19 protein-coding genes and 1 tRNA gene are annotated in these 15396 nt (G+C 66.0%); 4 read left to right on the plus strand and 16 right to left on the minus strand.

The features are described from left to right. The first annotated feature begins 30 nt into the window (after positions 1–30). A complete protein-coding gene (locus OK352_RS00415) occupies positions 31–1008 on the plus strand; it encodes an NADP-dependent oxidoreductase (RefSeq protein WP_265139418.1) in 978 nt (325 codons plus the stop codon). A 46-nt stretch (positions 1009–1054) separates the two neighbouring features. On the opposite strand, the gene OK352_RS00420 is transcribed toward OK352_RS00415, so the two are convergent. From OK352_RS00420 to OK352_RS00445, 6 genes are all read right to left on the minus strand, one after another. Then, the gene (locus tag OK352_RS00420) at positions 1055–1588 is read right to left on the minus strand and encodes a GNAT family N-acetyltransferase (RefSeq protein ID WP_265139419.1); all 534 of its coding nucleotides are present in this window, start codon (positions 1586–1588) and stop codon (positions 1055–1057) included. Between the two features lie 96 nt (positions 1589–1684). Further along, positions 1685–2374 carry a 50S ribosomal protein L1 gene (gene rplA, locus OK352_RS00425; RefSeq protein WP_265139420.1) on the minus strand — a complete coding sequence of 230 codons (690 nt, stop codon included), beginning with the start codon at positions 2372–2374 and terminating at the stop codon, positions 1685–1687. 72 nt (positions 2375–2446) lie between these two features. Further along, positions 2447–2875, minus strand: a complete 429-nt coding sequence (rplK, locus tag OK352_RS00430; RefSeq protein WP_265139421.1) for a 50S ribosomal protein L11 — start codon at positions 2873–2875, stop codon at positions 2447–2449. Positions 2876–2989: 114 nt separating this feature from the next. Next, positions 2990–3865, minus strand: a complete 876-nt coding sequence (nusG, locus tag OK352_RS00435; RefSeq protein WP_265139422.1) for a transcription termination/antitermination protein NusG — start codon at positions 3863–3865, stop codon at positions 2990–2992. 76 nt (positions 3866–3941) lie between these two features. Continuing rightward, positions 3942–4217, minus strand: a complete 276-nt coding sequence (secE, locus tag OK352_RS00440; protein WP_265139423.1) for a preprotein translocase subunit SecE — start codon at positions 4215–4217, stop codon at positions 3942–3944. 42 nt (positions 4218–4259) lie between these two features. Then, positions 4260–4332: transfer RNA gene (locus OK352_RS00445), tRNA-Trp, on the minus strand. Positions 4333–4580: 248 nt separating this feature from the next. On the opposite strand from OK352_RS00445, the gene OK352_RS00450 reads away from it, so the two are divergent. Continuing rightward, on the plus strand, positions 4581–5198 hold the full coding sequence (locus tag OK352_RS00450; protein ID WP_265139424.1) for a DJ-1/PfpI family protein: 618 nt from the start codon (positions 4581–4583) through the stop codon (positions 5196–5198). Then, entirely contained in the window at positions 5195–6124 is a 930-nt protein-coding gene (locus OK352_RS00455; RefSeq protein ID WP_265139425.1) for a CPBP family intramembrane glutamic endopeptidase, read from the plus strand. The genes OK352_RS00450 and OK352_RS00455 overlap by 4 nt, the downstream gene beginning before the upstream one ends. Positions 6125–6142: 18 nt before the next feature. Here the strand turns inward: OK352_RS00455 and OK352_RS00460 are convergent, their stop codons facing one another. Next, positions 6143–7012, minus strand: a complete 870-nt coding sequence (locus tag OK352_RS00460; RefSeq protein WP_265139426.1) for an ABC transporter ATP-binding protein — start codon at positions 7010–7012, stop codon at positions 6143–6145. Positions 7013–7606: 594 nt separating this feature from the next. Further along, complete coding sequence (locus tag OK352_RS00465) at positions 7607–7912, minus strand: hypothetical protein (protein WP_265139427.1); 306 nt, start codon at positions 7910–7912, stop codon at positions 7607–7609. Between the two features lie 514 nt (positions 7913–8426). Here OK352_RS00465 and OK352_RS00470 point away from each other — a divergent pair. After that, complete coding sequence (locus OK352_RS00470) at positions 8427–9680, plus strand: pyridoxal phosphate-dependent aminotransferase (protein ID WP_372338067.1); 1254 nt, start codon at positions 8427–8429, stop codon at positions 9678–9680. A 193-nt stretch (positions 9681–9873) separates the two neighbouring features. On the opposite strand, the gene OK352_RS00475 is transcribed toward OK352_RS00470, so the two are convergent. The 8 genes from OK352_RS00475 to OK352_RS00510 form a co-directional block, all read right to left on the minus strand. After that, on the minus strand, positions 9874–10134 hold the full coding sequence (locus OK352_RS00475) for a hypothetical protein (RefSeq protein ID WP_265139429.1): 261 nt from the start codon (positions 10132–10134) through the stop codon (positions 9874–9876). A 185-nt stretch (positions 10135–10319) separates the two neighbouring features. Continuing rightward, positions 10320–11132 carry a hypothetical protein gene (locus OK352_RS00480; RefSeq protein WP_265139430.1) on the minus strand — a complete coding sequence of 271 codons (813 nt, stop codon included), beginning with the start codon at positions 11130–11132 and terminating at the stop codon, positions 10320–10322. Positions 11133–11138: 6 nt separating this feature from the next. Further along, positions 11139–12275, minus strand: coding sequence for a UDP-N-acetylmuramate dehydrogenase (locus tag OK352_RS00485; protein WP_265140237.1), 1137 nt, complete (start codon positions 12273–12275; stop codon positions 11139–11141). A gap of 5 nt (positions 12276–12280) precedes the next feature. Continuing rightward, a complete protein-coding gene (locus tag OK352_RS00490; protein ID WP_265139431.1) occupies positions 12281–12718 on the minus strand; it encodes a MaoC/PaaZ C-terminal domain-containing protein in 438 nt (145 codons plus the stop codon). After that, positions 12715–13161: a MaoC family dehydratase N-terminal domain-containing protein gene (locus OK352_RS00495; RefSeq protein ID WP_265139432.1), complete on the minus strand. Its 447-nt coding sequence runs from the start codon at positions 13159–13161 to the stop codon at positions 12715–12717. Before OK352_RS00495 ends, OK352_RS00490 begins: the two co-directional genes overlap by 4 nt. A 48-nt stretch (positions 13162–13209) precedes the next feature. Beyond that, positions 13210–13584 carry a hypothetical protein gene (locus tag OK352_RS00500; protein ID WP_265139433.1) on the minus strand — a complete coding sequence of 125 codons (375 nt, stop codon included), beginning with the start codon at positions 13582–13584 and terminating at the stop codon, positions 13210–13212. Between the two features lie 70 nt (positions 13585–13654). Further along, positions 13655–14650 (minus strand): DNA-3-methyladenine glycosylase 2, encoded by a 996-nt coding sequence (locus tag OK352_RS00505; protein WP_265139434.1) that lies wholly within the window; start codon positions 14648–14650, stop codon positions 13655–13657. 3 nt (positions 14651–14653) lie between these two features. Continuing rightward, on the minus strand, positions 14654–15166 hold the full coding sequence (locus OK352_RS00510) for a methylated-DNA--[protein]-cysteine S-methyltransferase (RefSeq protein WP_265139435.1): 513 nt from the start codon (positions 15164–15166) through the stop codon (positions 14654–14656). Positions 15167–15396 lie beyond the last annotated feature (230 nt).

A 15396-nucleotide genomic window follows, 5' to 3' on the forward strand; every position in this document is an offset into this window, starting at 1 on the left:
GCGTACGCCCTGCTGTGGCAGACTGCGGGTATGACCGAGAGCACCGCCGTACCTGAGACCATGACCGCAATCGTCGTCGATGAGCCGGGCCCCGCGACGACGCTGCATCCGGCAACGGTCCCGGTGCCTCCGGCCTACATCGGCGAAGTCCTCGTGAAGGTCGCCGCGGCCAGCGTCAACCCCATCGACACAAAGATCCGGTCGGGTGCGAGCCCCACGGCGAAGGCCCTCGCCTACCCCGCAACGCTCGGTCACGATTTCAGCGGAACGATCGCACGCGCGCCGTACGAGGCCCACCCGCTGCAGCCCGGCACCGAGGTGTACGGCATGACGCGGCTGCCCCGTTACACCGGAAGCCACGCCGAGTATGTCTCGGCGCCCACGCTGTGCGTCGCGCCCAAGCCGCACTCCCTCTCCCACGTCGAGGCCGCGTCCGTTCCGCTTGCCGCGCTCACGGCGTGGGGCGCCGTCGTCGATGTCGCCCGCGCCCACCACGGGCAGCGCATCCTCATCCATGCCGGCGCGGGTGGCGTCGGCCAGTTCGCCGTGCAGTTCGCGCGCTTCTTCGGAGCCGACGTCATCTCCACAGCATCCGGACGCAACGTCGATTTCGTGCGCTCGCTCGGCGGATCCACGGTCATCGACTACACGGCTGCCCGGTTCGACGACGAGCTCAGCGACATCGACGTCGTCATCGACCTCATCGGCAACGTCTCAGACGACACCGGGTCGCGCTCGCTGCGGGTGCTGAAGCCCGGCGGCCTCTTCGTGAGCGTGCCGACAGGGTCGTTCCCCACGATGCACGACGAGGCGGATGCTGCGGGCATCACCGCCACACGCTTTACTCTCACGCCGAGCGGCGACGTGCTCGCGAAGATCACGCGCCTCATCGACCGGGGCGAGGTGCGGGTGCACATCGACAAGACATACGAGCTCGCGGATGCTGCAGAAGCACACGCCGCCGTCGAGTCTGGCCACACGCGCGGCAAGGTCGTGCTGACGGTCTGACTGCCGGCCCCTCTCACCGCCGGAGCCCGCGGTGCCCGCGCCGGGCTCAGTCGCGCAGCACGGCCTGCATGACGAAGTCGTCGCACCACCGGTCGCCGACTTTGAAGCGCCGCGTGCCGACGACGGAGAAGCCGGACTTCTCGTAAAAGCGCACGGCGCGTGAGTTGAGCTGGTTGACACCGAGCCAGACGCCACGGGCTCCGTGGGTGAGGGCGGTGTCGAGTGTTGCGCGCATGAGCGCACCCGCAGCGCCGCTGCCGTGTGCCCGCGAGCGCACGTACACCTTGTTGAGCTCGACGGCGGGGCGTGCCGTGACCGCTTCATCAACGTGTGGGTCACTCGGCGGCCTGTCGATCAGCAGGGTATACCCGACAAGCGCACCGTCGTTCTCGGCAGCGAGGAGCACCTGCGTTGGGTCAGTCAGAAACGATTCGAAGCGCTCGGGCGAGAGGTTCTCGCGTGTGAATGCGTCGATGTCTTCCGGTGCCATGTCCGGCGGGCAGGCCAGTCTGAAGGTCTCGACAGCGAGTGCCGAGAGTTCTGCGGCGTCTGAGGCGTCCGCCTGCCGTACTGCGGTCACAGTGGCCAGCCTACCTGCGATTCGTGCGGGCAACCATGCCTGAGAAGCGCAAGACCCCCGCCGCGAGTGCGACGGGGGTCAAGAGTGTCTGTGCGATCAGATCGCGTTGACGTCAAGCGGGATGCCGGGGCCGAACGTGGTCGAGACGGCACCCTTCTGAATGTAACGACCCTTCGAGCTGGTCGGCTTGAGGCGCACGACCTCTTCGAGAGCTGTGTTGATGTTCTCGGCGAGCTGGCCGGCCGAGAAGCTTGCCTTGCCGACGACGAAGTGCACGTTGGCGTGCTTGTCGACACGGAACGCGATCTTTCCGCCCTTGATGTCGTTCACGGCCTGGGCAACGTTCGGCGTGACGGTGCCGGTCTTCGGGTTCGGCATGAGGCCGCGGGGTCCGAGGACCTTTCCGAGGCGTCCGACCTTGCCCATGAGCTCCGGCGTCGACACGGCGGTGTCGAAGTCGGTGTAGCCCTCGGCTACCTTCTCGATGAGCTCGTCGCCGCCGACCTCGTCAGCGCCCGCCTCGATGGCGGCCTCGGCGGCCGCGCCGGTCGCGAACACGATCACGCGGGCGGTCTTACCCGTGCCGTGGGGAAGGATCACGGTACCGCGAACCATCTGGTCTGCCTTGCGGGGGTCAACGCTGAGCTTCAGCGCGACCTCGACCGTCGAGTTGAACTTCGACGAGCCGGTCTCCTTCGCAAGGGCGACGGCGTCGGTGGGTGTGTAGAACTTTCCAGCCTCGATCTTCTCGGCTGCGGCCCGGTAGGCCTTTGACTTCTGTGCCATGTTTTTCTCCTGTTGAGAATGTGGTCATCTGCGCCTGGCCGGCGCTGCCACTGATGTCTGGGGGAACGAGTGTTACTCGACGGTGATGCCCATGGAACGAGCGGTGCCGGCGACGATCTTCTTCGCGGCGTCGATGTCGTTCGCGTTGAGGTCGGCCATCTTTTGCTCGGCGATTTCCTTCACCTGGTCCTGGCTCAGCTTGCCGACCTTTGTGGTGTGGGGAACTCCGGAGCCTTTCTTGACTCCCGCAGCCTTCTTGATGAGCTCGGCTGCCGGCGGGGTCTTGAGGATGAACGTGAACGAACGGTCCTCGTAGACGGTGATCTCGACAGGCACGACGTTTCCGCGCTGCGACTCGGTCGCGGCGTTGTACGCCTTGCAGAACTCCATGATGTTGACGCCGTGCTGACCGAGCGCCGGGCCGATGGGCGGGGCGGGGTTGGCGGCGCCGGCATTGATCTGAAGCTTGATCAGACCAGTTACCTTCTTCTTCGGTGCCATGTTTCTTCCTTCTTCTGGTTATCGAACTCCACCGGATGTGGTGGATGCTCTCCCGACGGCCCTGGCCGGGCCGCGGTAATCCGGTCGGGTGCGTGGAAGCATCCGACCGAGGTTCTAAAGCTTGGTGACCTGGTCGAAGCTGAGCTCGACCGGCGTCTCACGCTCGAAGAGCGAGACGAGCACGGTGAGCTTGCCGCTCTCGGGCTTGATCTCGCTGATCGTGCCGGGCAGACCCGCGAACGAGCCTTCCTTGATCGTGATGGTCTCGCCGACCTCGAAGTCGACCTCGGCGGGAATCGGGCGGGCGGCCGCCTTGGCACCGCCGGTGCCGCCGGTCTTGGCCGGAGCGGTCTCCTTGACCTCGACGAGGCTCTTGAGCATGTTGAATGCCTCCTCGAAGCGCAGCGGGACCGGGTTGTGAGCGTTGCCGACGAAGCCGGTGACGCCCGGCGTGTGGCGCACGACCGACCAGCTGTCCTCGTTGAGGTCCATGCGGACGAGCACGTAGCCGGGGACGCGGACGCGGGTGACCATCTTGCGCTGGCCGTTCTTGATCTCCACCACGTCTTCCATGGGGACCTCGACCTGGTAGATGTAGTCCTCGACCTCGAGCGTGCCCTTGCGCTGCTCGATGTTGGCCTTCACGCGGCGCTCGAATCCGGCGTACGAGTGGATGACGTACCACTTACCCGGCATCATGCGAAGTTCGGTGCGGAACGCCTGGTACGGGTCGACCTCGGGCTCTTCCTCGTCTTCGACAGCGTCAGACTCCTCGGCACCCTCGGCGGCGGGCGTCTCTCCGAGAGCGTCGAGCGCGGCATCGAGAGAACCCTCGACGTCATCGCCTTCGACGTGCAGCGCACGGTTCTCGGCGGGCTCGACGGCCTGCTCGTTACCGGCGAGGACGTTGCCCTCCTGGGCCTCGTCGACCTCCGACGACTGCTCAGCCGCGGTTGCCCAGTCGACGTCGTCTCGGTTTCTCTCTGACACTGAATTCATTCCATTTCTTGTCGTGCGGCGACGCTCCCGTCGGTGTGCGGGGTCGGCGCCGTATGAGTTGACTCGGTCAGACTCCGGGGGTTCCGAAGGCCAAGATCACGAGCCAGCTGAAGAGTTGGTCAAGTCCGAACACGAGCGCCATCATGAAGATCACGAAGACCAACACGACGCCGGTGTAGCTCCACAGCTCTTTCTTGGTCGGTGTGACGACCTTCTTGAGCTCGCCGATGACCTGCTTCAGGAACAAAACGATCCCGGCGAAGGGTCCGCGCTTTGCGGCGCGATCCTTCTTCGCTGCAGCGACGACATCCTCGCTGGGTGTGTCGATTACTTTTCGGGCCAACGTGTTACACCTTTCGTGTGCCGATGTTCGTACATCGACGCGCAGGGCGGACAGGACTCGAACCTGCAACCTGCGGTTTTGGAGACCGCTGCTCTACCAATTGAGCCACCGCCCTATGAGTGGGGTTGCACCTACTCTAGGGGTGAAATCTGCACAGCACCACTGAACCAGGTGCACCCTTTCGGATGCTGAAATAGGCACAGAAAAGCTTGGCAGACTTCAACTACCTTGCATAAGTGTACGCGACGACGGAACCATCTCCAAGCTGAGTCACGCCGCCATTCGCATTGGCGCGTGCAGGGCATCCGCGGCAGATGGGGAATCGGCGTCACGACTGACCGCGCCCCGTGGAAAGATGGAGATATGTCGTTACCGCGCAGGGTCTCCATCGTCCTCTTCGACGGGTTTGAACTCCTCGACGCCTTCGGCCCGATCGAGCTTCTGAGCCGTCTGCCCGACGAGTTCGCCCTCACGCTCGTGGGGCCGGCTGCGGAGCCCATCCGCAGCTACCAGGGCACACGCACCGTCGCCGACGTCAGCTATACCGAGGCCGAGGCCCCGGACATCGTGCTCGTTCCCGGCGGCCAGGGCACCCGATCGCTCGCCGGAGACCCAGGCTTTCTGCGCTGGCTTCACGACTGGGCCGGCGACGCCCGGCTCGTGACGTCGGTGTGCACGGGGTCGGCGCTGCTCGCAGCATCCGGGCTCCTCGACGGATTCCGCGCCACGTCGAACAAACGCGCCTTTGCCTGGGCAACGCAGTTCGGCAGTGACGTGACCTGGGTGCCGCAGGCCCGCTGGGTGGCGGACCGCACTCGGTGGACGTCATCGGGCATTGCCGCCGGCATCGATATGACGCACGCGCTCGTCGCCGACATCGTCGGACCGGATGCTGCCGCCGAAGCTGCCGCGAGCATCGAGTACTCGCCTCGCACCGACCCCGACGATGACCCGTTCGCGCGGGCAAACGGTCTGGCGTGACAGGAGGGACGTCGCGGCCCAGCCTCGCGCTCGGCGTCTACCTCGCCATCGCTTTTGGGCTCTCCTGGATCGTCGCACTGCCGCTGTGGCTGAGCGGCGAGGGGCTTGAGCATCCCGCGTTCGGCACGATCTCGCTCTGCATGATGCTGACGCCCACGGTGGCGGCGCTCGCGACGGTCTTCGCCATCGAGCGCCCGGATCATCCGGCCGAGTCGCTCGGGCTGGTTCCCCTGCGCCCCGCCGGACGGTTTCTCGGGTTTCTGGGGCTCGGCCTCGCGGTACCTGTCACTCTCGTGTTCGCCGCGCTCATCGTCGGCAGCGCGCTCGGCGTGTACCCGGCGGACTTCGCCACCTTCTCGGCGTTTCGCGATCTGCTCGCCCTGCAGTCGGGCGGGCAGCCAGCCCTCCCGATCGGCACGCTCGTCGCCCTGCAGTTCGTGAACGTCGTGCTCGGCAGCATCCTGAATCTGTTGCCCGCTCTCGGCGAAGAGTTGGGCTGGCGCGGATGGCTGCTGCCGCACCTGCTCCGATTCGGCACGATCCCCGCGCTGCTGATCAGTGGTGTCATCTGGGGGCTCTGGCACGCTCCGCTGATTCTGCTGGGCTACAACTACCCGACCGCACCCGGCTGGCTCGGCGTTCTGATGATGGTCGGCATGTGCATCACGATGGGGTCCGTATTCGCGTGGCTGCGCATCAGGTCGCGCTCCATCTGGCCCGCGGCTCTCGCGCACGGGACGCTCAATGCCTCGGTCGGGCTCGTTGTGGTGTTTGCGCGCTCGGGGTCGACGGTCGACACCGTGCACGCGACGATCCTCGGCTGGTCCGGGTGGATCCTTCCGGTCATCCTCGTCGTCACCCTGATCGCAACGGGACAGTTCCGGTGGCCCGCGGCTCCTCCGCTCCGTCGTCGCCGCTTCTTCTGACGACCTGACGGCCGTCGCTCAGCTCCCGTCGCCGGAGCCCGCATCTCCCGGGGTGTCGGGAATCGCATCGAGCGGCACGATCATCGGCTTGCCCGTCACGGGATCGTCGACGCACACGGCACGCAGGCCGAAGACCTCGTGCACGAGCTCTGCCGTCACGATATCGGCCGGTGCACCCTGCGCGACGATGCGCCCGTCACGCATCGCAATGACGTTGTCGGCATAACGGAACGCCATGTTGAGGTCGTGCAGCACGGCGACAAGCGTGTAGTTTCCCCGCGCATGCAGGCTGCGGCACAGGTTGAGCACGTCGATCTGGTGGGCGATGTCGAGAAACGTCGTGGGCTCGTCGAGCAGCAGAAGCTGCGTCTGCTGGGCCAGCACGAGTGCCAGCCACACGCGCTGGCGCTGCCCTCCGGAGAGCTCGTCGACGGAGCGATCGGCCAGATGGACGATGTTCGTCGCCTCCATCGCCTCGCGCACGGCGTCCTCGTCGGCGTCAGACCACTGACGCAGCAGGCTCTGGTGGGGGAAGCGCCCGCGTGAGACGAGATCGAAGACCGAGATCCCGTCGGGCGCGATCGACGTCTGCGGCAGAAGGCCGAGCCGTCTCGCGACTTCCTTCGACCCGTACTCGCTGATCGCACGGCCGTCGAGGATCACCTGACCCTCCGTCGGCGCGAGCAGCCGTGACAGGGCACGCAGCAGCGTCGATTTTCCGCACGCGTTGGGGCCGATGATCGCCGTAAATGAGCCGGCGGGAACAGAGACGTCGAGGTCTTTCGAGATCACGCGTCCGTCGTATCCGAGCGTCAGCCCCTCCGCGGCAAGCGTCTGCTGCGCGATCGTCACGGCTACCTCCGCTCGGTGGGCTCTCGGGTGGGCCATGCCCCGTCCGCACGCAAACTTAGCACAGCCTAACTTTGAGGCGAATGGATGCTGTCACATCGCCCATTTTCAAAAGAACCGCCCAGTTTTCGACCCACCTCCCGCGCGAACGCATCCGACAGAGGATGTGGGCCCGCGGGCTCGAGAAAAACCGTACTTTTTCGCAAACGGGTAATGTCGCATCATTTTTTCCACAGAATTGTGGCCCAACTCCTGTCGCCGAGGCGCACAGTAGTAATTACCCCGCAACACAACCGCGAAGGAGGACATCATGACAAGCACTCGTATTGTGCGCGACACCGATCAGACGCCCGCGGCTGTGGAACTTGCGGCGGCATGGAGCGAAGACCCGTTCTGCCACCTCACTGTTCCGATGGACTAGCCCTCGCGGGCGACGCCAGAACAGTCGCACGGCATACCCGCCAATGCGATGATCGCGTAGAACGCTTTCAACAGATCCGGATGCTGCGGCCCACTGTGGGCCGCAGCATCCGTTCTTTTCTGCCAGCTGACGCTGTACGGCACAGTCAGCTTCCTGTTACTGGCACATCTGCGCGTGCTTTCTGGCGAGCAGCAAGAGTCTGCAGCCAGCTTTCATAAGGCAGCGAGTCGCTGAGAGAACGTCGCGAGAGCGTCAGCAATCACGTGCACATCGTCCACATCGCCATCGGTCGACAGTCGCTCAACGATCCACGTGCGTGCAAGCGTGGAGGCCGGAACGCCCTCGCGCTCCGCTACCACTTCCAAAGCAGCAACTTCAGCCTCGGTCAGACGGATCGAGTACACCCGTGCACGAGCGCCTCCCGGTCTGGTCGCGACGGTACCGGCTCGCTCCGGAGCGTCTTTATTGGCCTCTGCGTGTTCGGCTTCCTCGCGAAGAAAGCCTGCGGTGTCGGTCATCAGCCTGTCTCCCAGTCGTTGTATTTGCGTCGGTCGCGCGCGCTTGATTTCCAACCGTTCACTCCGTATGTGACCCCGGCCTCGGTCGTGAATGTGATTATCGTGAGCAATCGTCCAGCCGACCCTGCCCAGCCGATGGTTCGAACGCTCTTCCCCGATTTACTCGCCGGGTCGGGATCCAGAACCAGCCTCGCCGGATCAGTGAGTGCCTCGTCAGCCTCGTCCGGTCGAACACCGTGACGCACCTCCATGTACGTGCCTCTGTACGTCCAATCCGCCACCCCGCGTATGCTCACAGTGTACGACGTTTCGTAGTACACTGCACGATCTTTCCTTGGGTGTGCGGGTGACCTGCCGCGCCCGAACGGGAGAAAACGTTGCGGGCAGGTCCCGTGGTTGCGCTCATCCATCCCAGCAAACCGGCTACGACGAATGTGTGCTGCGCTCCGGGGCTCGGACGTGGAGCGTTACACTCCCCGACAGGGCTGTGGACGACGATTCAGCGTCACAATGAATGCGGTCCCGGGCGGGCCTGGGAGACGAGAGCCGTACGCGATACCCTCGTTGTGTGGCTACGACACCGAGACTCTCTCAGAAGATCACTGCAATCGCCGAGTCGGCGACGTTGAAAGTCGACTCCAAGGCCAAGGCGCTCAAGGCGCAGGGCGCCCCCGTCATCAGCTTTGCGGCGGGCGAGCCCGACTTCCCCACCCCCGACCATGTCGTCGAGGCGGCTGTCGCGGCGGCGCAGGACCCCGCGAACCACCGCTATACGCCGGGCAAAGGCCTTCCCGACCTGCGCGAGGCCGTCGCCGCCAAGACGCTGCGCGACTCGAAGATCGAGGTCAGCCCCGACCAGGTCATCATCACCAACGGCGGCAAGCAGTCGGTCTACGAATCGTTCCAGGTTCTGCTCAACCCGGGTGACGAGGTCATCGTGCCCACCCCGTATTGGACGACCTACCCCGAGGTGATCGGGCTGGCGGACGGCGTCGCCGTCGATGTGTTCGCCGATGCCGAGCACGGGTACAAGGTCACTGTCGAGCAGCTGGAGGCGGCACGCACCGACCGCACGAAGGTGCTGCTGTTCGTCTCACCCTCGAACCCGACGGGCGCCGTCTACTCACCGGACGAGACCCGCGCGATCGGCGAATGGGCCCTCGAGCACGGTATTTGGATCATCACTGATGAGATCTACCAGAACCTCACGTACGACGGCGTCGAGGCGACGTCCATCGTCGCCGCCGTGCCCGACCTCGCCAACCAGACGCTGCTGGTCAACGGCGTGGCGAAGAGCTACGCAATGACCGGGTGGCGCGTGGGCTGGACGGTGGGGCCGACGGATGCTGTCACAGCGATGACCAACCAGCAGTCCCACCTGTCGGGCAACGTCAACAACATCGCGCAGCGTGCCGCGATCGCTGCGCTGAACGGCTCACAAGAACCGGTCGAGCAGATGCGCCAGGCATTCGACCGCCGTCGCCACGCGATCGTCGAACAGCTGAACCTCGTGAACGGCTTCTCGGTTCCCACCCCGCAGGGGGCGTTCTATGTGTACGCCGATGTCTCCGGCGTGATCGGGCGCGACATCGACGGCGTGACGCCACAGAGTTCTCTCGAGGTCGCCGACCTGATGCTCGAAAAGGCACAGGTTGCCGCCGTTCCGGGCGAGGCGTTCGGCCCCAGCGGCTACCTTCGGTTCAGCTACGCGCTCGGCGACGAGCCACTGCGCGAGGGCGCCCAGCGCCTGCAGAAGCTGTTTGCCTGAGCGAACGGATCATACGAGGCGGCCGGGTGCGACAGCATCCGGCCGCCTCTGTCTGAGCGACCGGCAGGCTGCCCCGCTGTCGGCATGGCTCACGGACACTCGCTGACTCACGGGCGGAACCGCGCCATGAGCATCAGATAGTGAGCTGCACGTCAGATTGCAAGCGGCGCGGCAGATCGTCTCGAGCGACGCGTCAGAGCACGATCGCGAGCACAATGCCCGCGATGATCACGGCAAGAATCGCGATGATCGCGACGACGATCCACGGTGAGATCGTGGAGCGTGCCGGTGCTGGCTTCTGTTCGGGCGACGCACCGTACGGCTGCGACGAATTCGGGAGGTTCCTGACGACGGGGCCCTGGCCTGTCCACGGTTCGCTGCGGCGAGGGGCCGAGCCCGGGCGATCGCGCTTCTCCGCAGCATCCGGATGCTGGTTCGGCTTGTTCTCGCTCATGGGCTGCCTTTCGGGTGAGTCCTCTCTCAGCCTATCTCGCGGCAGCGGCCTCGTGCTGAGGCGCTCGGGGAATGGTCAGGAGTTCACGAGGCGGTGCCCCACTTCAGCATCGGCATCGGCATCGGCATCGATTCTGCGCGGCCGCACCCGCTGAGACGCTCGAGCACAGGTGGGTGACGGGCGCCCTATGACAGGGTCATCGTGAACTGGTCCACGATCTTTTGCGCAAAGCCCTCATGGTCGAAGGACTCAGCACCCAGGCACGAGATCGTGATGCCGTACGAGGAGTCCTGCCACATCATGCCGCGGGTGAGCTGCATGAAGAAGCCGCCCGCGTAGTCGAGCCGGCGGCCCGCGAACTCGATCGTATTGCCGTCGGAAACGGGCATCTCGACGACGAAGTCGTCGCCGTGATCGTCGAGATCCGGAAACTGCGCGAGCAGGTTCGCCTCACTCAGCTCGAGGTCCCGCGTCGTGTAGTAGCCGTCGTTCTTGTCCGGCTCCGGGTCGCCGAAAATGTAGATCCATTTGGGCTCCGCCGTCATGTTGCAGACCGGATCGTCGCTCAGCCAGTACTCACCGAACTTGTCATCTGTGCTGTACCAGTTGTCTGCCAGGTGCTCCTCGAACGTGACGTCCTGCTCGAAATACGCGTAGCTCGACAGCGGATACACACCATCGACGGGAGTGGAGTATGGGGGCGGGTCGTAGCTGGGCGGCTCGCCGAGCCCGGTCTCGGTGGGCTGCGGCGTCGGCGTTGCGCCCCACGGCGCCGTCGGTGCCGCGGTCGGCACGGCAGCAGCATCCGGTGGCGCCTTCGGCAGCGTGCTCGCGACAAGACTCGACACGGCGATCACGGCGATGACCGTGAACGCTGTGATGCCCGCACCCGCGACAATCCAGCCCCACACACGGCGACGCTTCGACGGCGGAACCGGGCGGTTCTCATCGTCCGGGCCGTTCACGCCTTTCGGGACAGGTGGCGGAGTGAAGCTCATGACCGATCAGAGTTCGACGTCGATGAGGACGGGCTCGGGCTGCAGCGTGATGCCGAATTCGGACTGCACGCGTGCCTGGACGAATCGAGCGAGCGCCGCGATGTCGTCGGCACGGGCGTTGCCCTGATTCGTGAGGGCGAGCGTGTGCTTCGACGAGATCGCCGCCCGCGAGCCGGGCAGGTGGAAGCCGCGCGAGATGCTGGCGTGCTCGATGAGCCAGGCGGCGCTGAGCTTCACCTGGCGCTGCGGTGCCGCGGTGATCGGCGGCGGCGCGATCACATCGCTCGACCCGTCGAGCGGAATGACCGTGGCGCTCTCGTCAACGTCACCGAGCGGCCAGCGCGGAGCGTCGGTGGGAAGCGCGTGGGTGGCGGATTCGGCCACGATCGGGTTGGTGAAGAATGATCCGGCGCTCCATGTGTCACGGTCGGCGGCGTCGAGAACCATGCCCTTGGAGCGCCGCAGCGCCAGAACAGCGTCGCGGGTGCGCGCGAGCTCGACGCGGTCGCCGAGGTCGACGTCGAGGGCCTTCGCCAGCTGCGCATAGGCGATCGGGAGGCCGCGACCGTCGGCGGACTCCGTGAGCAGCAGATCGACCGAGAGCACGACGGCCTCGCGGTCAGCATCCACGCCGCCGTGGCGTTTGAGGACGGATGTGCGGTATCCGAGCCCCAGCGCGGACGCGGGAACGTGCGTGCGCTCGCCGGTCTCGTAGTCGAGAAGCTCGACGCCGAAAAGCACGCTCGAGAGCTCCTGCCCGTATGCGCCGATGTTCTGAATGGGGGCCGCGCCGACGGAACCGGGGATGCCCGAGAGCGCCTCGATGCCGGCGAGGTTGTTCTCGATCGCGTACGCGACGAGATCGTCCCAGGTCTCCCCCGCCTGCACACGCAGCACGACTCCGGCGTCGGTGGTGATGCGCTCGATACCGCGCGTGCGCACGAGCACGACGGTTCCCTCGATGCCGGCATCCGCGGCGACGGTGTTGGAGCCACCGCCGAGCACCATCCAGGGGTCGTCGCCCTGCCACAGCTCGGTCAGCTGGTCGACGAGCTCGTCCGGATCGGTGGCCACCAGCATCCGCTCGGGCGCGCCTCCGACGCCGAGCGTGGTGAGCTCGGCGAGGGGCGTGGGCTCGGCCAGTTCACTCACCGCAGATCCACGGCCACCTGTGCCTTGCCGAGCACGGTGGCAGAGTCGAACGAAACGGTCAGGTCGATGCGCGCGGTCTGAGCCTCGACGTCGACGGCGCCCACTTTCGCGGCGATCGTGACATCGGCTCCGCTCTGCGGGTCGACGACGACGGGGCGGGTGAACTTCACCTGGTAGTCGGTCACGCGGGCGGGGTCGCCGAGCCAATCGACGACCGGCTGCACGGCCACGCCCATCGTCAGCATCCCGTGGGCGATCACGCCGGGCAGATCGACGGATGCTGCCACGTCATCGCGATAGTGAATGGGGTTGAAGTCCCCCGAGGCACCGGCGTAGCGCACGAGCGTGTCGCGCGTAAAGGTGACCTGGCGTTCAGCGACGACGTCGCCGACGGTCAGCTCGGCTGCGGGCGGGGCGGATGCTGCGGTGCTCATTCGTCTCCTCGCACAACGAGAGTGGAGATCGCGGTGACGACGTGGTCGCCGGATGCGTCGGTGATGACCGTGTCGGCCGTGACCATGGAGTGCGGCCCGAGGGTCTTGATGCTCGACACGGTGAGCTGTGCTGTCAGTTCGTCTCCGGCGACGACAGCGCGAGTGTAGGTAAAGCGCTGGTTGCCGTGGACGACGCGGCTGAAGTCGATGCCAGCGTCGGGCTCGGCGAGCAGCTGCGCGAGCGTCTTCTCCTGCACCACGACGGGGAACGTCGTCGGGGCGACGAGGTCCGCGTGGCCTGCGGCACGTGCGGCATCGACGTCGAGGTGGATGTCGTTCGTCGCGAGCACGGCATGCGCGAACTCGCGCACCTTCTCACGCCCGACGAGGTACGGATCGGTCGGGGGCAGTGTGCGCCCCTGCAGTTCGGGATTCACTGACACAGGGGCCAGCTTACCGGGAGCCTGCTTGGCACGTGCCGAGAAACGAGGCTAGCGCTGAGCATCTTCTGAGATCTTCTGCCTCAGGGCCGCCACGTCTGCTTGCCGCACCATGAAGCCCAGCGAGACGATCTTCCTGCCGTCCGCACGAGTCGACAGCACATCGCCGTCCGTCGACAGGTCTGCGAGCGAGGTGATCGGGTAGCGCTTGAGCACCATGCCGAGAGGATTCCGCACCTGAACCTCGGTGGCAGTAATCGACACAGACGGGTTCACGAGCATCAGGACGCCCAGAACCATCAGAATCACCCCGGCAACCGCCTGGATCACCTGCGGAGTCACCAGCATCAGAAGCAGATTGAGCGCTCCGATGACGACAAGCGCGATCGGCAGAGGCTTCGAATATCGAATCGTCAGAATGCTCACCCGTTCCACTTTACTGAGACCCGGCTCTTGACAGCCAGGGCAGAGCTACCCGTCTGTCTGCGCACTCGCGTCACACGCAGTACGCGTGCTCCGTCCAGAGATGGAACGTCGCATACGCTCGACGTGGCCGCCAGGCTTCGCCCCGCGCCATCGCCTCGCGCACGTCGGCGGCCCCCATCGCACGCCGCAGCACGAGGTCGCCGGCCGGGAACGCATCGCGATCGCCCACTGCGCGCACCGCGAGGTAGTCCGCTGTCCACGGGCCGATGCCCTTCAGCCCGAGCAGGCGATGCCGGATGCTGACAGGGTCGCCGTCGAGCGTCAGCCCGGACGCCAGCTCGGTGACGACCGTATGCAGTGTCGCCGCCCGCGAGCGCGTGAGCCCGATCGCGTCGCGGATCGTCGCCGGATCAAGCGCGGCGATCTCGGCAGCATCCGGGAAGTGCCGAAAACCCGTCGCCGGGTCGTGCGTGGCGAACGCCGCGACGAAGCGACGTTGAAAGGTGCGCGCGGACGCGAGTGAGACCTGCTGACCCAGAACGGCGAAGCAGGCGGCCTCGAGATCGTCGAGGTGACCGAGGATGCGCAGGCCGGGACGTTTGCTGATGAGCGGGCCGATGACGGCGTCGTCGCCCAGCTGCTCCGCCGTCTCGGTCGGGTCGACGTCGAGGTCGAGCCACCGCCGCACCCGACGCTCAAGGGCGGCGTCAACCGGCAGCGAACTGCTGAGCGCAACGTGGTCGTCGGCGAACGTGACGCGGAGAACTCCGGTGCGCCCGTGGTGCCGGATGCCGCGCTCGATGACAGCATCCTGTGTCTCACCCGTCGTGTTCTGAGCTGTCTTGTTTTGAGCCGTGCCAGTGACCTCGTCGACAGGCTTCGACTCGGTTGTCCTGCGCCCCGCACGAGTTCGGGCACACTCCGTGTGTCCCGGTGCGTGGCGGGCGCCAGTGGGCTCGGGGGCGTCGATTCCGGGTACCGCATGTGTGCGCTGCGCGGCGAGCAGCGCGTCGACGTCGTAGGGCGATGTGAACGCCAGCGTCTGTGCGTGCGGGAGTTCGGGCATCGGTCAGAACAGCCTGTCTGTGGCCGGCGACGAATCGCGTTCGAGCGAGAGCAGAAACCGCTTGCGTTCGAGCCCGCCCGCGTAGCCGGTGAGCGATCCGTCGGCACCGATGACGCGGTGGCACGGAACGATGATCGAGAGCGGGTTGCGCCCGTTCGCCGTGCCGACAGCGCGCGAGAGGTTCGGGTCACCCAGCTCGGTGGCAAGGTCGCCGTAACTGCGCGTCTGCCCGTACGGAATGTCGCGCAGCAGCATCCACACGCTCTTCTCGAATTCGGTGCCCTCGGGGTCGAGCTCCATGTCGAAGCGTCGACGCTCCCCCGCAAAGTACTCGTCGAGCTGGCGTGCGGCGACAGCGAACGCCGCGTCGTCGCGCGGGCCGAGCTCGTCGCCTCCGTGTGCGTGGCGTGGCACATCCATCCACACCGCCGTGAGGTTCGCGCCACCGGATGCTGGTCGACCCACCAGCGTGAGCGCGCCGATCGGTGAGTCGACGACGCTGTGCAGAACGGTCATGATGCCTCCAGTCTCCCGCATACGGCCGACGGTGTGGCGACCGGGCGCCCGCAGGACGGGTACAGGTGGCAGACGCGTGGGCGGCACGATCTGTGAGGCGCGGTTGGGAATCCTCGAGAGACGCCGCACCGGCAGCATCCGCACTCTCGGCGTTCGGCCTGCGGTAGTCCACGCTGTCACAGCTGGTGGCCTGCCTGACGACCGCTGCGTCTGCCACGGAGGGCCGCCGG

The sequence above is a fragment of the Microbacterium sp. MPKO10 genome, from assembly GCF_026107415.2.
Taxonomy (GTDB): Bacteria; Actinomycetota; Actinomycetes; order Actinomycetales; family Microbacteriaceae; genus Paramicrobacterium.

Coding starts and splice junctions, on each gene's coding strand:
- OK352_RS00415 (WP_265139418.1), top strand. CDS start 31: ATGACCGAGAGCACCGCCGTACCTGAGACCATGACCGCAATCGTCGTC.
- rplA (WP_265139420.1), bottom strand. CDS start 2,374: ATGGCACAGAAGTCAAAGGCCTACCGGGCCGCAGCCGAGAAGATCGAG.
- rplK (WP_265139421.1), bottom strand. CDS start 2,875: ATGGCACCGAAGAAGAAGGTAACTGGTCTGATCAAGCTTCAGATCAAT.
- OK352_RS00450 (WP_265139424.1), top strand. CDS start 4,581: ATGTCGTTACCGCGCAGGGTCTCCATCGTCCTCTTCGACGGGTTTGAA.
- OK352_RS00460 (WP_265139426.1), bottom strand. CDS start 7,012: ATGGCCCACCCGAGAGCCCACCGAGCGGAGGTAGCCGTGACGATCGCG.
- OK352_RS00465 (WP_265139427.1), bottom strand. CDS start 7,912: ATGACCGACACCGCAGGCTTTCTTCGCGAGGAAGCCGAACACGCAGAG.
- OK352_RS00470 (WP_372338067.1), top strand. CDS start 8,427: ATGCGGTCCCGGGCGGGCCTGGGAGACGAGAGCCGTACGCGATACCCT.
- OK352_RS00475 (WP_265139429.1), bottom strand. CDS start 10,134: ATGAGCGAGAACAAGCCGAACCAGCATCCGGATGCTGCGGAGAAGCGC.
- OK352_RS00480 (WP_265139430.1), bottom strand. CDS start 11,132: ATGAGCTTCACTCCGCCACCTGTCCCGAAAGGCGTGAACGGCCCGGAC.
- OK352_RS00490 (WP_265139431.1), bottom strand. CDS start 12,718: ATGAGCACCGCAGCATCCGCCCCGCCCGCAGCCGAGCTGACCGTCGGC.
- OK352_RS00505 (WP_265139434.1), bottom strand. CDS start 14,650: ATGCCCGAACTCCCGCACGCACAGACGCTGGCGTTCACATCGCCCTAC.
- OK352_RS00510 (WP_265139435.1), bottom strand. CDS start 15,166: ATGACCGTTCTGCACAGCGTCGTCGACTCACCGATCGGCGCGCTCACG.